Source organism: Bradyrhizobium sp., from assembly GCF_049586575.1.
Classification (GTDB): Bacteria; Pseudomonadota; Alphaproteobacteria; order Rhizobiales; family Xanthobacteraceae; genus Bradyrhizobium.
On sequence record NZ_JBAVCF010000131.1, the window covers coordinates 1 to 17,919 of the forward strand.

General features: G+C 60.3%; 15 protein-coding genes. 5 read left to right on the forward strand and 10 right to left on the reverse strand.

Annotated elements, in window-relative coordinates; all coding sequences use genetic code 11:
* Window positions 1-650: 650 nt before the first annotated feature.
* On the reverse strand, window positions 651-1,040 hold the full coding sequence (locus WB528_RS04745) for a hypothetical protein (protein WP_423887272.1): 390 nt from the start codon (window positions 1,038-1,040) through the stop codon (window positions 651-653).
* 270 nt (window positions 1,041-1,310) lie between these two features.
* Between WB528_RS04745 and WB528_RS04750 the strand changes: the two genes are divergently transcribed.
* A complete protein-coding gene (locus WB528_RS04750; protein WP_423887273.1) occupies window positions 1,311-1,730 on the forward strand; it encodes a YodC family protein in 420 nt (139 codons plus the stop codon).
* Here the strand turns inward: WB528_RS04750 and WB528_RS04755 are convergent.
* Window positions 1,727-1,888, reverse strand: coding sequence for a hypothetical protein (locus WB528_RS04755; RefSeq protein WP_423887274.1), 162 nt, complete (start codon window positions 1,886-1,888; stop codon window positions 1,727-1,729). The genes WB528_RS04750 and WB528_RS04755 overlap by 4 nt on opposite strands.
* A 152-nt stretch (window positions 1,889-2,040) precedes the next feature.
* Complete coding sequence (locus tag WB528_RS04760; RefSeq protein WP_423887275.1) at window positions 2,041-3,780, reverse strand: methyl-accepting chemotaxis protein; 1,740 nt, start codon at window positions 3,778-3,780, stop codon at window positions 2,041-2,043.
* Window positions 3,781-4,064: 284 nt separating this feature from the next.
* Here WB528_RS04760 and WB528_RS04765 point away from each other — a divergent pair, with 284 nt between their 5' ends.
* The gene (locus WB528_RS04765) at window positions 4,065-4,316 is read left to right on the forward strand and encodes a hypothetical protein (RefSeq protein WP_423887276.1); all 252 of its coding nucleotides are present in this window, start codon (window positions 4,065-4,067) and stop codon (window positions 4,314-4,316) included.
* A 75-nt stretch (window positions 4,317-4,391) separates the two neighbouring features.
* Here WB528_RS04765 and WB528_RS04770 read toward each other — a convergent pair whose 3' ends face one another.
* The 3 genes from WB528_RS04770 to WB528_RS04780 form a co-directional block, all read right to left on the reverse strand.
* Entirely contained in the window at window positions 4,392-7,184 is a 2,793-nt protein-coding gene (locus tag WB528_RS04770) for a di-heme-cytochrome C peroxidase (RefSeq protein WP_423887277.1), read from the reverse strand.
* 306 nt (window positions 7,185-7,490) lie between these two features.
* On the reverse strand, window positions 7,491-9,281 hold the full coding sequence (locus WB528_RS04775) for an adenylate/guanylate cyclase domain-containing protein (protein ID WP_423887278.1): 1,791 nt from the start codon (window positions 9,279-9,281) through the stop codon (window positions 7,491-7,493).
* Window positions 9,282-9,413: 132 nt separating this feature from the next.
* Window positions 9,414-10,355 carry an acetamidase/formamidase family protein gene (locus tag WB528_RS04780; RefSeq protein WP_423887279.1) on the reverse strand — a complete coding sequence of 314 codons (942 nt, stop codon included), beginning with the start codon at window positions 10,353-10,355 and terminating at the stop codon, window positions 9,414-9,416.
* A 92-nt stretch (window positions 10,356-10,447) separates the two neighbouring features.
* Between WB528_RS04780 and WB528_RS04785 the strand changes: the two genes are divergently transcribed.
* The 3 genes from WB528_RS04785 to WB528_RS04795 all read left to right on the forward strand — a co-directional run bounded on the left by WB528_RS04785 (window position 10,448) and on the right by WB528_RS04795 (window position 13,427).
* Window positions 10,448-11,251, forward strand: coding sequence for a YdcF family protein (locus WB528_RS04785; RefSeq protein WP_423887280.1), 804 nt, complete (start codon window positions 10,448-10,450; stop codon window positions 11,249-11,251).
* A gap of 84 nt (window positions 11,252-11,335) precedes the next feature.
* Window positions 11,336-12,121, forward strand: coding sequence for a DUF169 domain-containing protein (locus tag WB528_RS04790; RefSeq protein ID WP_423887281.1), 786 nt, complete (start codon window positions 11,336-11,338; stop codon window positions 12,119-12,121).
* Between the two features lie 127 nt (window positions 12,122-12,248).
* On the forward strand, window positions 12,249-13,427 hold the full coding sequence (locus WB528_RS04795; protein WP_423887282.1) for a saccharopine dehydrogenase family protein: 1,179 nt from the start codon (window positions 12,249-12,251) through the stop codon (window positions 13,425-13,427).
* Here the strand turns inward: WB528_RS04795 and WB528_RS04800 are convergent.
* From WB528_RS04800 to WB528_RS04815, 4 genes are all read right to left on the reverse strand, one after another.
* Window positions 13,378-14,703: an O-antigen ligase family protein gene (locus WB528_RS04800; protein WP_423887286.1), complete on the reverse strand. Its 1,326-nt coding sequence runs from the start codon at window positions 14,701-14,703 to the stop codon at window positions 13,378-13,380. The two genes, WB528_RS04795 and WB528_RS04800, sit on opposite strands and share 50 nt — an antisense overlap.
* A 219-nt stretch (window positions 14,704-14,922) precedes the next feature.
* Window positions 14,923-16,467: an undecaprenyl-phosphate glucose phosphotransferase gene (locus WB528_RS04805; RefSeq protein WP_423887283.1), complete on the reverse strand. Its 1,545-nt coding sequence runs from the start codon at window positions 16,465-16,467 to the stop codon at window positions 14,923-14,925.
* A 115-nt stretch (window positions 16,468-16,582) separates the two neighbouring features.
* Complete coding sequence (locus tag WB528_RS04810) at window positions 16,583-17,719, reverse strand: glycosyltransferase family 4 protein (protein WP_423887284.1); 1,137 nt, start codon at window positions 17,717-17,719, stop codon at window positions 16,583-16,585.
* Window positions 17,720-17,722: 3 nt separating this feature from the next.
* The coding region (locus WB528_RS04815) for an SLBB domain-containing protein (protein WP_423887285.1) at window positions 17,723-17,919 on the reverse strand (197 nt) is incomplete at its 5' end.

Genomic DNA, 17,919 nt, shown 5'->3' on the forward strand with positions numbered 1-17,919 from the left:
ACATGAGCGGACGAGATGCCGACGATTGGGCCGCAAAGGGGGTGCCCAACAGCATCATGCTGGCGAAGCCCTTCGCACCAGCTCAACTAGTGAATGCCGTTTCTCAACTTCTCAATGACGCAACTCCGGCAGCATAAGTCTCATGGGCCAGTCGTTCGGAAAAAAGTTCACGTTAGTTGAAGTGGAGACGGATCGCCTCGCCACGGGTAATCCGAAAAGGCAGCTTTGGGTCGCGGCAGCTAAGCCGGACCAAGCGGTAACTCTGGTACTTTGCGCTATTCCGGTAGGCTGGACCGGCACAATCGCGGCCGAATCTCTCACGCCTGAACAGGAGGCAATGCTAAATCTAAAACCCGGCGAAGTCCGCGAGTTGACAAAGTAAAGCCAGCGGAACTGCGCTGTTGCTCGCGAAGCAAAACAAACGCGCGATCCGTCAAAAATGAAAATGAAGTTTAGCAAGGTGCCGCGGGAACTGCGCGCGCCTGGGTTTAAAAAGAATGCCAGCTAACAAGGAGGTCCCCGACGACAACGGTCTTCCGCTGTTGCCGTTGTGACGCAGTAAAAGCGCAACGCCATCTGGGATGCGTCGAATGCATCTCGAACGGGAACCGACGCTGCTACGGCCCGCAACGCGGGTCCGTGCGCAAAGATCAAACGCCGCCGGGTGCGATGTAGCAATAAACGTAATCACCGCGGCTCAGAAATATCACACCGTGTCCGGTCGGATTTGACTGATCGTATTTCAGCTTGTGGTTTGGCACGACGATCTTGGTTCCAACGTCGACGTGCTTACGGCGTAACGGTTCGTCGGGCCGGGAGTCGGTGACGATGGCGACATATCTGTCACCGTCTACTTCAAAGGAATCCGCCCAGTAGGCATCCGCTTCGCCGCAACATGAGACGGCAGGATTATCGGGCTGCATCAACGCCTGGTACCATTGGCGAATTTGAGGATCCGTTGCTTCCCACTGTCCGTAATCACGGGCGCTCGCTACGCTCATCAGGAAACCGAACGCTGTACAAAGGACGAGGCGCATCATGCCGCACTCCTGAGTTTTTTCAGCCAGTTCGTTTAAAGCAATGTTCGTGCCGCGAATCAGTTCGGGGTGATACCCATATTAAAATTTTACGACGCATTGGTCGCGCAAGTTAGTCCGTTCGTTTACGGAACTAACACTGACTGTGTTGCAAATGTCTCAGTGGGCCATACCAGGCCACAATTGTTCGCTGCGATGCAGTTGCGACGATTTGATATCGTTGTTGCGCGAGCGCCACGCGATTCCTCGCGCCGGCGGAAGGGGTTTCGCTGGATGACCGTTTTTAAGCCGGGTGATCTCGTTGTCCTGAAATCCGGCGGCCCCGTGATGACGGTGGATACGGTCAACACCGACATCTTCGATGACAACAAGGTCACGGGCGTCCTGTGCGCCTGGTTTGTTGCTGACAAACTTGAGCGGGCGCGGTTCGACTACAACGCGATTGTACCCGCGTCGTTGCAAGAGGCGACTTCGGAAAAAACGGAACCACGTCCACCGGAGGCGGCGGGAGAGTACAAGACGATGCTTGACCAGATGGTGGCGGCGCTGAACGATGCCGCTCAAGCGTCAAACGATGCGTCACGGACGCCTGCCGGCAGGTCAAAGCGAGCAACCGCGGGTAACGATGCCGTTGAGCAACAGGCGCCGGCGGCGAGGGGCGCCAACCGATCGGACGGCGCCGTGCGGTCCTAAGGAAATTCGGGTGTCTCCCGGATCAGGTAAAGTGCCAAGAGGCCGACGATGACAAGCGTCGACAGGACCGCGATCGAGAGCGTCCAGTTGGCATGCCGTTTCGCATGACGCCTGAGGGCCAGGAGCACCCCGATCGCCTTGAGCCCGTTCGTTCCCATGCGGCCAGCGTTCCGTTCCGCGACTGATATCCCGCCGCTAGCCTAGCATGTTTCGCCGGATATAGGTGCTTCTCGCCGATACAATACAAACGTAAGGAAGACGCGGCCGCAGGGCGGCGGAACGCTGGGTCTCGCCGAAACGAGGCCTGACGTCACGCCGCCCGAACGCTGTCAAGGAATTCTTCGACGGCATCCCGCAGGTGGATGCTGACATCGGAAAGCCCCTTGGCCGATTGCAGCATTTGGCCCGACGTTATCTCCGTCTCTCCGGCATTTTGAGCCACGCGTTCGATGTTTTCAGCGACCTGAAGCGTGCCGCCAGCCGCTGCCTGAACACCGTGAGCGATGTTCTGGGTGGCCGCGCCCTGTTCTTCGACCGCGGCGGAGATCGAAGCAGTGATTTCACTGATGCGCTCGATCGTTTGTCCGATCGCCTTGATCGCCTCGACGGATTCTCCGGTCGCGCGTTGCATGTTGACGATGTGCGAGCTGATCTCGTCGGTGGCCTTCGCGGTCTGGCCCGCCAGGGTCTTGACCTCTTGCGCAACCACCGCGAAGCCGCGGCCGGCATCGCCAGCGCGCGCGGCCTCGATCGTGGCGTTGAGCGCGAGCAGGTTCGTTTGTTCGGCAATCGACGTGATCAGTTTCACGACATCCCCGATCCGGTCGCCGGCGGCCGACAACTCCGCCATCCGTTCGTCCGTGGAATTGGCTTGCTTGACGGCGTCGGCTGCGATGCTGTTGGAGTCCTGAACCCTCCGGCTGATCTCGGTGATCGATTGCGAGAGCTCGTCGGAGGCTGTTGCAGCACTGCGTACGTGTTCGGAAGCCTGTCTGGACGCATCGGCGGATTGCTCCGACATCTCTGCCGTCGAATGCGCAGTCATCGAAAGCTGCTGAGTATCCTTCTCGAAACGGTGGGACGAATTCAGCACCTGCTCGATAATCCCTCCGACCTTGGTTCGGAAGGATTCGACGAATTGATTGAGTTCCGCCTTGCGCTGCTCCGTCGCCGCTTTCTCCGCGTTCAGCCGGTCCGCCTCAAGCTGCTTGCGCTCGATACGATTGGTCCTGAAGATGTCGACGGTCCGGGCAATCACGCCGATTTCGTCCGGGCGGTCGGCGTGCTGCACTTCGACGTCCGTTCTGCCCTCGGCGAGTGCGGTCAGCGTGTCGGCAACGGCGTTGAGCGGCTTGGTGACCCGGCGAACCAGCAGCAGCGTCGCCATGAGAGCGATCAAGGCGGCGATCCCGGCGGCAATGGCCATGGCCGTGATTGCCTGCCAAAGCATGCCGTCGAGTTCGGCGGTAGCGATGCCGACATAGATGATGCCGATGACCTTGCCCGCGGGATTAAAGACCGGATGATACGCGGTGTAGAACCGGCTTCCGAACAGCATCGCCGGCCCCTTGTAGGTTTGGCCGCTGCGGATAATGGCTTGTCCGGGATGATTTTCCGCAAGATGGGTTCCGACCGCCCGGTCGCCGTTTTCCTTTTTCACATTTGTGGTCCGGCGGACGAACTGGTCCTTGGCGTCGTCGTAGACGAACAGCGTGGCGTTGCCGCCGACGTAGGAAGTGGCACGATCAACGATGCGGTGATCGGTGAATTCGGGCATCTTGGCGATCACGACACGCCCGACGCCGCCGTCACTTTGCAAGGTGACTTTCGCTTCCGGGTAAGCTTCGGCAAACGCCAGCGTGAGGGTACGGAGACTGACGTCGATGTCCCGCTCGGAACGGAGGTTGAAGTTGTGCGTCAACGACCAGTAGCCGGCGCCGACCAGCAGCGCCGTGTTGATCACAATCAGAAAGGCAGCGCTCAGGACGGCCTTGGGTCCGAGTTTCAGCCGCAGGAACGAGAATCGGAGCGATTTCGGTTGGAGCGTCATGCAAATCCCCAAAAAGTCAGCATGACGGTACAACGATATGCTTAAAATAATATGTTTCTGGCTGTTTCGTTGGCGCCGGCCGATGCGTTTTTACTACTATAGTACCATGAACCCAGCCCTCCCAAATCAACCGGCCAATGGTAGGCGATGGTCTGCCCATGCGGTTTGATCGGGTGCGGCAATTAGCGCTCCGCCGGGCTAAAATTTGCCCGAGAATCCCGGCAAGCGTGCTGTTGGCGACGCTTCGAGCGCAATGATATGAAGACCCCGAAGGAGCCTTACGGATGAGAGTGATTCGAGCCGCCGCCCTGTTGACCGTGTTGCTCACGGGTCCGGTTCTCGCCCAAAAAGCGCAGCCGCCGCCGCCGACAGATGCACCGAAGTCGCCGAGCGAGATTCAAGCCGAAAAGTCCGCCGACCGCGCCTACAAAAGGTCGCTAGGCAACATTCCCGACAAGCCGCCGGCCGATCCGTGGGGCGGGGCTCGTGCGATCGATGGTTCGAGCAGCGCTTCGACCACCCCGGTCAGACGGTAGCACCAACTAGCTGATTTGACGGTCCGGGCGAGCGAAGCGAGAGCTCTGCATCGCCCGGGAGAACTGCTCGGCTGGTCACAGCGTCTTCAGATATTCGATCAGGTCGTAGCGTTCGTCTTCCGTCAGCAGGCGGCCGATGACGCCCGGCTTGCCCGGACCTGGCGTGCCTTCCAGGGAATGGCCGAGATTGCTGTTGCCGGTGATCGGCAATCCTTTCGAGTCGACGGCGGAGAACAGCGTTTCGCCGTGGCGGCACGACTGTTTTTCTCCTGCGTCGACGTGAAAGCCGACCTGCTGCGGATCGAAGTCGCGTGTGCCTACGCAGAATTGCTTCGGCCGTTCAGCCGCCGGCTTCAGCATCCAGTAGAGCGAGGGCACCGATCCGTTGTGAAGGTAGGGCGCGGTGGCCCAAACGCCGTTCAACGGCCGTGCGCGATAATAGGGTTGGGGTTCTCCTGCATGGCCGGGATTGGGGCAGTTCTTTCGTGGCCCCCATATTGCCGCACGTTCGGTCGGCGAGATGTTGTGATCATCCATCCATTTGTTGGCGGTGCGTTCGACTGCGATCATCAGCGCCAGTGCGTACGACATCTCAGACGAGGCGGCGGGCATGTTGGGGCATTGTCCGAGGTCGCGGATCGGCTGGAAGTCCAGGAAGCCTGGTACCTCGACCTTGCGAAGGTTGAGGACATTGGCCTGCTGCGGGTCCGTGCCAATCCCCTTTGCGCTCTTCTGCACCTCATCGAGCACGGGGCCGTCCCCGTCCTTTTTCCAATGGAGTTCCTTCGGTGACCAGAAGCTCTGGTCTGGAAACTCCGTATCAAACGCCGAATCATTCACCGGCCCGAGATGGCATTCCGCGCAAATCTCGGCGTAGATCTTGCGGCCCTTGTCGACGCGCACGGGATCGATTTTCCAGGCAGGATCGTTGGGGAACACCTGCGACGGCCATTTCGGCGATCTCAACCCGGCAAAACCCTTCGGCGTTTGTTCAAAAGGGTTCGGACCGCGAAGCATCGTCTCGATGCTGGCGAGGTTTTCGACATCGACGGAGGAACGGAAAAGCGCCTCGGCCGGATTGTTGGGCGAGAGGTTGATCAGCGCGGAGACGCCGAGCGCCTCACCGGCGTTGCGAATGAGCGGCTGTGAGATCGAAGCGTCATACTGCGCCCACCAGAACCACGGCACGGTCCAGATCGGCGGGAAGCTGACCGGCGCATCCCGCAGGTGCATGTTTTTGTCGAATCCCGTGAGCTCGCTTAATGCGAGGTCAGTAGAGAAAACCTGATTGCCGATCCGATTCAGCGCATCGAGGCGACCGTAACCCTCTTCGGTGTCCTGCTTGTGCTCTCTGCTGTACAGGTTCGCTAATGCAGTCGCCTGTGCCCTCACGAAGGCCCCCGCGTCCAACAACCCTTTTTTCAGTGCGGTGCGGTCCGCCTTAGTGGCGTTCGGGCCAAGCACGCGCCCGGCGAAACGGTTGAAGCGGAACGGCACGGTCAAGGTATAGGCAATGGAGAGGCCGGTTGCCTGCTCGAGCTTCAGAAGGTTCACCATCGCGGGGCCGCCGTCGTAGCGGATGCTGGTGCCCTTGTAGCGAATGCTGCCGGAGTGACAGGCCGCACAGGTCAGTCCGATCATGTCGGGTAGAGCGGCGCCGGTTCCGGGATCGGTGGCGCCGGTCAAGCGCGCGAAGCCGACCGGCAGGCCGTCGAAATTCTCAACTTGCCATTTGCCTGCGACGGATTGCGTCGATGCCGGCACATCGGAGGAATCCGCATAGCCGTAGTGGAGCAGCGTCGCCTTGTCTGCGTGGATGGTTTTTGGACTTGGAATAAAGCCGAAGCGCTCGAGATAGCGGCTATCGCTGAGGAGACCTGGCCGGGAAACCAGATAAATCCTCGGCTGCTCCAACGCCACGAACCACGCGTAGGGCACTGGGAAAGTGTTCGTGCCCTGGCTGACATGGTGAAACCAGTGCCGCTCCTCCGTGGACCAGTTTTGATCGAGCCAGTGCGCCGCCTTGACCTGCGGGAGTTTGGGCAGCGGAGGGGGCAGCAATTGCGAGAGCTGGGCGGCTTTTCCCGGCAAGATCGCCAGGATCGCCCGGAGCTGATCCGGAAATTGCGTGATCGCGAGGCCAAGGACGACGGCCAGAGCGACGACGAGGCTTGCAGCGGCCTTGGCGATCGTCGCAGGGCGGCTTGGCACCGACGCGGGTCGCGCCAGCCGCGCCACAATCCGCGCGGGAAATTTCCGATCCACGAACAGTGTCTTGACTTCCGCGATGCTGAGATAGCGATCGTTGCCTTCGCGCTTGCCCATGATATTGAGCAGGATCGGCCATTCGCCGTTCATCAACAAACGGTCGATCGCGCGCCGGTGCCCTTTGGCGCGCTCAAAATTCGCATTCATGTAGGCCGTGACCTGCGCCGCGTTGAGCCCGCGTTCAGTACCGCCGCTATCGTCCATGTAGTCCGAACCGAATTCGGCCAGGCGCGCGATCTCGGATTCGTCGACTTGGCCATCGACTTCAAGAATACGTGAGCCCGCGCCGCGTTTGTCCAGCGGTCCGTTGCGTAATTCGTCGAGTACCGCGCCCGACCACCAGCTTTTGAGCAGACGCAACGGGTTCAGTCCGTTCGCGATCAGTGCGACCCCATAGATCTCCATTCCGACGAATTTTTTCTTCAGCCCTGTTGTGCCGGTCGCGGACTTGATGGTCGCGGTCAGCTTCGGCAACGGAACGATATGACCGCCGACATATCCTCCGGCGACGAGGCCACGCAAAAACGGGCAGGGATTGCCAGGCGATACGGGAATTGGCTGGCCAGGGCCTGCGGATGAATCGACGGGCCGATCTTGCATGGCCTCAATCCTCAAAATACGACGTCGTCAAAGGGAGCTGTTTCGAACGGAAAGCCCATCGGAGCAATTAAAACCGAAAGATCATCGCTCTACTTATGGGTGTGTGGAAGTTTTGGCCGAATCCGATGTGGCGTCAACTTTACGCAGGCAAATGGCGGCGCGCAATTTTTCTGATGCTCCCGCCCGCCATGGCTGACGTGCTTCTGGAGCTTCGATTCCGAAGTTCGCTTGGTGTCGCAGCAACCTCCACGGCGAACTTCGGAATCAAAGGAACTCTGGCAACTTGCTGATTGAGTAGCGGCCGCACTAGGCGGAGCGTTCGGATGCAGGCTCGGCGAGGCGGGGTTCGCCTAAGGGAACGCCCGCCTTCAAAAGCCCCTCACGATAGTGAGCGACGTCGGCCGGGTTTTTCCAGCGGAAATTCCGAAGGTGCCGCTCCACCGTCAGGGTCGGGAAGCAGCTCAAAAGAACCCGGGTTGCCTTCGCAGCTTCCTCAGCCTGTCCCATTTGCGCCAGCGTTGCCGCCCTGACCGAGAGCACCTGGAGATGATTGGGATTGAGGTACAAGGCTTCGCGTGTCCAAGACAGCGCAGCATCATATTGTCTCGACAGATAATGGGTGAAGGAAAGCAACGCGGTCCACTTGTACCGGGGATCGCTGTTGCCCCGCTGCACAGCCGTGGAGAACAGTTCGATGGCCTGTTGATGTTCGCCCATAACAAAATGACATAGCCCCAGGATGCCTCGTGCGCCCATGTCGTACGGGTTGAGACTGACCGCTCTCTTCGCCGCCTCCATGGCGGCGTCATGACTTCCTTCCATCGCGTGCACGTAAGACAGGAGACTGAACGCAAAGGAGGAGCGGGGGTCGAGCCGAACGCTGCTTTCCGCAAGGCTCATTGCCTCGGTCCACAGTTCGCTCGTGCTTTTGATCCAGCCGTATTGCACCCCCTGCACCATGATCGTTCCGAGATAGGCGCGCGCGATTGAAAGCCCGGGATCGAGCACAACGGATTGTCGGAACAGATCGATTGAGGCTTCGAAATCGGTCTTTGTGTGCCTGTAGTAATGGGACAGACCTTTCAGGAAGCGGTCCCACGCGGTTGGATCCGCCGACGCGCGTGCGGGAGCTGATGCCTCGGCGCGGAAAATTTCAGGCGCGATCGCAGCCGACAGGTTCGTGGTGAGCTCGTCCTGCATCGCGAAGAGGTCGCCGATGTCGCTGTCGTATCGGCTGGCCCACAATTGTTCACCGCTCTCGGGCGCTATGAGTTCGGCGGTAACCCGGATCTTGTTGCCGGCGCGCCGCACCGAACCCTGGATCAGATAAGTCGCGTCGATTTCCCGCGCGATCAGGCGTGTAGAAAGGTTCTTGCCCTTGAATGAGAAGGTCGCGTTTCGGCTGAGCACCCGGAAAAACGACTGTAGTGACAACGCGTGGATGAGGTCTTCGGTCAGGCCGTCGGAAAAATATTCTTCCGCGCTGTCGCTGAGATTGACGAACGGAAGCACGCCCACGATGGCGGTGCGGTATTGGGCAGGAAGATTCGATTTGTCGTGCAGGACGTGGTCGCGGGTTTCCGATCCGCTGGGATCCCAGGTCCACACGCTGATCGCTTCTTCGATGTTCTTGAAACGGCGGCTTCCGGCGTCCGTCAGTGGAACGTGGACGTGCTTGCTGGCTTCCCGATAGGCTTTGCCGGAAACGGCGACGCCGCCGGGCGTGGCGACCGATTCAAGACGAACCGCAATATTGACGCCGTCGCCAAAAACCTCGTCCTCGTCCGCCATCACATCGCCCATGTGGACGCCGAGACGAAATTGCATGAGCCGGTCCGCCGGCAGCTGACCGTTGCGCTCGGCCATCAGCGTCTGGATTTCGATGGAGGACTGGAGCGCGCCAACGACGCTGGGATATTCCAGAAGGAAACCGTCGCCGGTGTTTTTGACCAGGCGGCCGCCGTGGTTGAGAATGACCGGATAGATCGCGCTGCGATGCGCCTTGAAAGTCGCATGTGTGCCTTCTTCGTCGGCCCCCATCATTCGGGAGTAGCCGGCGACGTCAGCGCAAACAATGGCGGCCAGGCGTCTCTCCATCCTCAGCGCATCTCCTGTGGTCCTAGAGCTCCGATTCCGAAATTCGCCGCACTCGTCCGGCGGGCGCCAAAGTACGCGGTCGGGCAACCGAATCCAATGGCTTAAAGCACGAGGTCTCGCGCCGGACGACTGTTACCCATGAACAATGGTCTTGGCGATCATGCAGTGGATGCCTTTTGAACCGTTAACCGTCTGCGTCACCCGAAGGTCGGCCGCCAGGCTGCACAACGTGTAGGCATCCTCGCGTGACAGGTTCCGCTTTTCTCCGAGAAGAACGATCATGTCACGCAGCGCCCGTACCACGCACTGATCAAGATCGGGGTCCATGGCCATCGTCATGTAATGGGTCGGGGTTTCAGCGCGCGGATAGGTGAATCGCAAGTCTTTCCGCAGCGTCAATTTGAAGCGTCCCTGTAGGGCGGTTTCGATCGCGGTGACGCACACTTCTCCGTCGCCCTGGACGCCGTGGCCATCGCCGCACGAAAACAGGGCACCCGGCACAAAAATCGGCAAATAGAGCTTGGCGCCCGGCGTCAATTCCTTGTTGTCAAGATTGCCGCCCATCGCGCGCGGGATCAGGGAGGTGATACGGCCCCAGGCCGGCGGCGGCGCCACGCCCATCACGCCGAAGAACGGCGCCAGCGGCAGATCGAGTCCCCACGGCAGCCGGCCCACCATCCGCGTTCTGTCCAGCGGAATGTTGATCAACCTGGGCTCATGAAAATCGTCCGGCAAGGTGCCGGCAAGCGGTCGGATGAGATTGTAACCCCAGTCCTGGCGCAGCTGGATATCGAGGATTTCGACTTCGAGTACATCGCCGGGCTCGGCGCTCGCGACTGCGACCGGACCGGTCAGGATATGGCCCGGCACCATCCGTTCATTTCTGGCGTGAACGTCCGCCAATTCGGGCGGAACGTGGAAACGGCTGCGGTCCGGCACGACTTCGGGGCCACCGCTGATGGTGTCGATGGTAATTTCGTCGCCACTTTCGACGGTGAGGACGGGTTTGAGTTTGGCTTCGAAGAAGCCCCAGTGGCAGGTTTCGGGACTGGAATGCAGGTGGTGATGCTTCATGACGGGGCTTTTGGACCGAGTTGACGTCGCGTATGAGGCTGTGGCCAAGCCATCGCGTATGACGCTGTATCAGACAATGCAGGGAATCTGTCGTGTTTTTTTTGCTCTCCAAAACTCTCGGCACGATGTTGTTACCGGTGAACTTCCTGATCGGCATCGGTGTACTGGGCGCGATCCTATTGTCCACGCGGTGGAACGCGTCTGGCCGCAAACTATTGGCCGCCTCGGTTCTCCTTCTGGCGCTGTGTGGATTTTCGCCGGTTGGAAAGCTGTTGATCCTGCCGCTCGAGCAGCGGTTTCCAGCGTGGGACGCCTCGCGCGGCGCGCCGGATGGCATTGTCGTGCTGGGCGGTGCGATCGATCCTGATTTGTCGGCCGCGCATGGCAGGCCGATCCTTGGCCGTTCCGGCGATCGTATCGCCGCGGCAGCCGCACTTGCCCGCCAATATCCAAATGCCCGCATCGTCTATTCCGGCGGAAATGCCGACCTGATCGGCGATCTTTCCGCAAAGGAAGCCGACTATGCATTGCCGATGCTCGAGAACCTCGGCGTTGCTAAAGAGCGACTGGCCGCGGACCGGCTTTCGCGCAATACGGTTGAAAATGCGGAATTTGCCAAAGCGATCGCCAGCCCCAAGGAAGGCGAGCGCTGGCTACTTGTCACATCAGCCTATCACATGCCGCGCTCGATCGGGCTGTTCCGGAAGGCTGGATTTCCCGTGGAGGCCTATCCCGTCGATTGGCGCGCGAACAAATCCAGCATGTTCTCATTTTTCTCCGTCGCCATTGAGGGCCTGGAGCTCACTCATATTGCCATGCGCGAATGGATCGGTCTTGCGGCGTACCGGCTGGCCGGCAAGACCGATCACTTCTTTCCTCGGCCGGATCAGAAATAGCCGCAAAAGCACGGTCGCAACCACCTGACAATCGGGCTAGGATTGACCGAGCGCAATCAGGATCGCCGCCCCGGAGTAAAAGTCATGCAGCAGCAAACGCCACCGGAGCCTTTCGATCTGGCCGCCATGGTCGACGACCTGAACAGCCTGCTTCGTCTCAAGACGACGGTGATTGGTTTGAAGATGTTTGCAACCGTCGAGGGAATGACGGCGATTCCGAAGGTCAGGCGGCCGACTGCGATCCACACCACCGACCAGATCGTCAGCATGGCCTCGCGGCTCGGTTGGACCGTGGGCGTCACCGGCGACGATCTCGTCGGCGCACAATGCCGCGCCGTGATTGGACTGGGCCCGCAGGACGAGAAATGGCTCGCTGGGGCAAACTACGTTGGCGTTTGGCACGGCACGGCGGAGGACGCCCGCAAGCGCCAGGAAGCGCTCGATGTCGTTCCCTTCGGCCAGTATCAGGCGATGGCGGTCAGCCCGCTCGCAAGCGGCCGGCTCAATCCGCCGGATATTTGTCTGGTCTACGCGACGCCCGGTCAGATGATCATTCTGATCAACGGGCTGCAATATACCGGCTACAAGAAGTTCGAATGGGGCGTGGTCGGTGAGACCGCGTGTGCGGATTCGTGGGGGCGGGCGCTGAAGACCGGCGAGCCGTCGCTTTCGCTCCCATGTTTTGCCGAGCGGCGTTATGGCGGCGTGCCTGACGAGGAGATGCTGATGGCGCTCAAGCCGTCCGATCTCGCCAAGGCCATCATTGGAATGAGGCAACTCGCCAAGAATGGCTTGCGCTATCCGATCGCGCCTTATGGTATCCAGAGCGACGTGCGCGCCGGTATGGGCGTCTCCTACGGCAAGAAGTGATCTACTCAGAAGCTAACTGTGGAACACCGTCATTGCGAGTAGCAAAGCGACGAAGCAATCGTGAGCGTTTCGCTTGAGTCTGGATTGCTTCGCGTCGCTCGCAATCACGGAAAAATGGGAAACTAGAATGAAATCTGCGAAGTTTGACATCGTCGTCTATGGCGCGACCGGCTTCACCGGTCAGCTCGTGGCCGAATATCTGGCGGCACACTACAAGAACGACGCGTCGTTGAAATGGGCGATGGCCGGACGCAGCCTGGACAAGCTGAAATCCGTACGCGACGCGATTGGCGCACCCGCCGACACGCCGCTGATTGCCGCCGATTCAAGCGACCCGGCTTCGCTCAAGGCGATGGTCGATCAGACCAAATCGGTGGTGACCACGGTAGGTCCGTATCTGCTGTACGGACATGAATTGGTGGCGGCCTGTGCGGCTTCGGGTACCGACTATTTCGATCTCTGCGGCGAGGTGCCGTGGATGCGGCAGATCATCGATAGCCAACAGGCGACCGCAGAACGCAGCGGCGCGCGTATTATGTTTTCCTGCGGCTACGACTCCTTGCCGTTCGAGCTGGGCGTGTTCCTGTGTCAGGAGACCGCGAAGAAAACTCTCGGCGCGCCTGTCGCGAGGGTCAAGGGACGGGTCCGCGCCATGAAGGGGACGTTCTCGGGGGGGACGGCGGCAAGCGGTAAGGCCGTATTTGACGCCGCGGCGAAGGACCCTAGCCTGCTGGGGCTGGTGCGCGATCCCTTCGCGTTGACGCCGGGGTTTACAGGGCCGAAGCAACCGCTGGGGAACAGGCCGGTGTTCGACGACGATCTTCAGACCTGGTTGACGCCATTCTTTATGGCGAACATCAACACACGCAACGTGCATCGCTCCAACGCGCTGTTGGGGTTCCCTTACGGACGGGATTTCGTTTACGACGAGATGCAGATCGCGGGGCCCGGCGAGGAAGGCGAAGCCAGGGCCAAGCGCATCATGGCGGCCAACAATAATCTGGCTTCGTCGGCGGTACCCAAGCCGGGCGAGGGGCCCTCGAAGGAAGAGCGGGAGAGCGGATATTACGATCTGCTCTTCGTCGGGATCGCTCCCGACGGTCGCCAGGTCCGTGCCTCGGTCAAGGCGGACCGCGATCCCGGTTACGGATCGACGTCGAAGATGATCTCCGAATGTGCGATCTGCCTGTTGCGCGACACCCCCGACGTCCCCGCGGGAATCTGGACGCCGGGCGCTGCCATGCAGCACAAGCTCATCAAGCGGCTTGTCGATCACGCTGGCCTGACGTTTCAAGTCGAGGCCTAGCTTCGCGCGTCGCGCTATCGCTGCGACACCATGCTGACGGGGGAACCTGGCGGAGCTTGTAAGGTTGTGCCGCGGCAAACATTCCCCACAGGGTGCCGAGCATCAACCAGAAGTGACGCCAGTGGTCGGTATCGATCACGAACGCCTCGCCGACGGTGCCGAGAAACGCCGCAAACACCGCCAGATAAATGCGTTGCCAGGGCACAGGCGTGAACAGGTGCCGAAATCCCATGATGACCGTCACCGCAATCAGCGTCGGATAGCAAACGCCGGCCACCCAACCGCCGGACATGAAGGCATTCAGGTAGGAGTTATGGGTGTCCTCAGGGAAGTAATTGTGGAATTGCAGCGGTCCGATTCCGAACGGCAAGTCGAGCGCCATCTGGGCACCGAGAATGTGACGGCCGAAACGGCCGAAGCGGCCTTCATCGTAGCTTTGATCGAAACTGGCGCGCTGGCGGAACATCTCGTCGATGGAATCGAACGACAGCAATGCGGCAACCAGCAGCACGATCAGGACAACGGCTACGATCGAAATGATCACAATCCGCTGGCGTTGTGAACGCGTATGGCTCGTCAGCATCATCAGGGCCAGCATGAAAGCCGCAGTGATCGCAAGCTGGCCCCAGGCCGCGCGCGAAAAAGCGAGAAAGATGGCAAGCGAGATGATACCGAGCGCCACGGCGTTGCGACACGCTTTTGCAAAATGGTCAGAGACGACGCTTTGCAGGGCAAATAGGGCCGGCAGGATCAGGAAGCCGCCGAGAACGTTCGGGTCCTTGAACGTGCCGCGCGCGCGTCCGTAAAGCGTGAGGAGGTCGTCAGCGCCGGGAATCAGATGCAGATAGCCGGCGATACCCGCGATCGACGCTATCACCGCACCGACGATAAGCCCGCGGCGAAGCATATCGAGCCGCGCCGAAGTATCCTCCGACATGACCATGGCGAGGAACAGCACTGTAACCGCCATGTACCACGATGTAGCGATCCAGTTGAGGACTTCCGGCTTGTCGTAAAATGGAATGGCGCCGATGCTGTAGCCGATGTTGATCAGAACGAGCAGGAAAAACAGCGGCGCCAGCACGATCCGCATTCGCAAGCCGGTCGCGCAGAACAACAGCGCCGAACCGAGCGTCATGATCTCGTAGGGGCTGGGTTCGACGAATACGATGGCGACGCTTGCCGCGATCAGCCAAACGAGCGCGCGCTGGAGGGCCAAAAGACGTGGCGAATCCGTTATTTCCCGATAGGGCCCGACGCTCGCCGTGTACGCCATCGACATATCAAATACTCAAACTCACGCTACATACGCTCGAGTGCGCCAGTGTGGCGGTTCAGAAATCCGCATCATTGTCGCCGCAAGTTCGTCATGCGGACTTCTGAAACAGAGCCACACTGGAAAAATAAGTTTGCAATCCTTTCGATTCCGAAGTTCGAAACCTGGCTCCGTAAAATGCTGCGAACTTCGGAATCGGAACGCTAGGAGGCGCGGTATTCAATAGGCATTCTCGTTCTTCGTCATCAGCGCCAGGGGTGTCTTGAGAAGAATGTAGAGGTCGAAGAGTACCGACCAGTTCTCGATGTAATAGAGATCGAACTCTACGCGCTTCTGGATTTTTTCCTCGTTGTCGATTTCGCCGCGCCAGCCGTTGATCTGCGCCCAGCCGGTGATGCCGGGCTTGACGCGGTGGCGCGCGAAATAGCCGTCAACCGCCTCGTCGAACAGCCGGCTTTGCAGCTTGCCCTGCACCGCATGCGGGCGGGGACCGACGAGCGAAAGGTTGCTCTTGAACACGACGTTGAACAGTTGCGGCAGTTCGTCGAGGCTGGTCTTGCGAATGAAGCGGCCGACGCGGGTAACGCGGCTGTCGTTCTTGGTCACGACCCTGGCGGCCAATGGGTCCGCCTGATCGTGATACAGCGAGCGGAACTTGAAGACGTCGATGCGCTCATTGTTGAACCCGAAGCGCTTCTGGCGAAACAGCACGGGGCCCGGACTGTCGAGCTTGATCGCAAGCGCCACCAGCGCCATCACCGGGGCTGCGAGCAGCAGGACTATGGCGCCGACGATATGATCGAACATCCACTTCATCACCAGATCCCAATCGGTGATTGGCGCCTCGAACACATCGAGTGTGGGCACCTCGCCGAGATAGGAATAGGAGCGAGGACGGAAGCGAAGCTTGTTGGTATGCGCCGACAGGCGGATATCGACCGGCAGCACCCACAGCTTCTTGAGCATCGCGAGAATTCGGGTTTCCGCGGAAATGGGAAGGGCGAACAAGACAAGATCGATGCGGGTGCGCCGGGCGAATTCGACGATATCGTCGACCTTCCCGAGCTTTGCTCTTCCGGCGCAGGTCTCGAGCGCACGATTGTCGTTGCGGTCGTCAAATACGCCCAGGATATCGATGTCGGAATCCGTCTGCACGTTCAGCGCTTCGATCAGCTGCTCGCCGTTCTCGTCGGCGCCGACCACGATGGTGCGACGGTCAAGCCGGCCCTGGCGCGCCCAGTAGCGGACCAGCGCGCGCAGGAACAGGCGCGCCGAGATCAGCGTCGCCAGCCCGATGAAGAAGAAGGCGGAAAGCCAGAGCCGGGATATTTCATTACCCAGCTTGGCAAAGAAGGATACGCCGATGAAAAGCAGAAAGACGAACGCCCACGACGAGATCATGCGCGTCATCTGGCGAAGCTGGCCGCGGAAGATCTGGACGTCGTAGATATCAGCGGCCTGGAAACAGACCACGGCGGCAAGCGTCATCATCAGGATGGCGGCGACATATTCCCAGCGGAAGCCCGCAACGGGAGCCACGTAGCCGAGATAAAGACCAACCCCGATAAGGCTCAGCATGAAAAAATCGGCGACGCGAACGAGGCCTGCGATCACGATCGGCGAATAGGCGCGTCCGACCTTCTGGCTGGCGACGGCAAGGGCGGCTTGCGAAAGCCTGCGTCGCCGTTCGAGCGGCGCTGCGCTTGCGGCAGTCGTCGAGACTGCGACGGCGTCTAACATCGAGCGTGCGTTAACCGGTTCCACTGTCGTCCGATCCGTCCAGGCTGCGAGGCATATAGGCAGCTGCGCGGCACGCCTAATCCCCACCGTTGGGCTTAGATGACAAATCGGAAGAAACAGTTATCGGAGCAACGAATGGTTAACGTCTGGCAAAAGCCTCGCGATAACTCGCCAGCACACCCTCGACCATGGCTTTCTGCGAAAAGTGCGTGAAGATTCTTTCGCGAAGCGATTTGGCACGCGTTGCGGCTGCGGCCGGATCGTCAAGCGCCGCCGCGATGGCGTCGGCCATGGCACCGACGGAGTTCGGCGCAAACAGGGCATCCTGATGCGGCCCGAAAATCTCGGGGATGCCGCCGACATTTGCAGCAACCATCGGAACTCCGGCTGCCGCGGCTTCGATGACGACGTAGGGCATCGAATCTCCGCGTGATGGAACCACGAGAAGTTTGCCTTTCGAAAAGCCGAAACGCGCCTTGACGTGGCCGATGAAGCGTACCGCCTCGGTGAGGCTGTGCTTCTCGACCTGGGTTTTCACGGAGGCGAACTCTTCGCCGTCACCGGCAAGCGTCAGCTTCACCGACCTGCCATCAGCGCGCAGTCCCGCCAACGCGTCGACCAAAAGGTCTGCGCCCTTGATGTGACGGAACTCGCCGACATAGGCGATATCGGTCGCGTCGGGCGCCAGAGTGATGGGATCGAACTCGGCCGCCGTCACGCCGTTGAACACGCAGCGCACCACGCCTTGTGTTGGCGTGCCGATGGTGCGTTGATAGGTGTCGCGGGCGAACGCGCTTTCAAACAGGAAGAGCTCGGTGTTGTTCATCAGCGCGCGTTCGAGGCGGCTGTAGAACGCGCCTTTCCATGTGCTGAGCGGATAATGCAGCGAGCCGCCGTGAGGCGTATAAACGCGAATGAATCGCTTTGAGCGGCCGCTCATTCGAATAAAGGCGCCGGCCTTGGCGCCGTGGCCGTGCACCACGTCCGGCTTCAGGCGGGCGATCAGGTACATGAAGCGCGCCCATACCAGGAAATCGCCAGGGTGGGGTTCGCGGTGGATCGCCACGCGCCGAACGCCGAGCTTCAGGCGTGGCTCGATCTCGGCGAGCGCCGCACCGGCGCGGTCACCGCCGGTCAGGCTGTCGGCGATGATGCCGACGTGATGGCCTGCATCGATCTGTCCGTTCGCGAGATCGAGGATGTGGCGAAATATCCCGCCGACGGGTGCGCGCACCGCGTGGATGATGCGAAGAGGCCGGTCTGGAATCTCGGACATGCGTCAGAACCAGCGTTCGCCGACGAGGATGGTATCGCCGGGGCTGATCGAGGTGCCGAGCGGGACGATGGTTCGGCTGGCGCTGTGGGTCAACGTGACGCTGTCGCGCTTGGCGCGCGGCGAGAAACCGCCGGCAATCGCGACCGCGCTTTCGACGCTCATATTGGGCACGTAAGGATATTGGCCGGGTGCGGCGACCT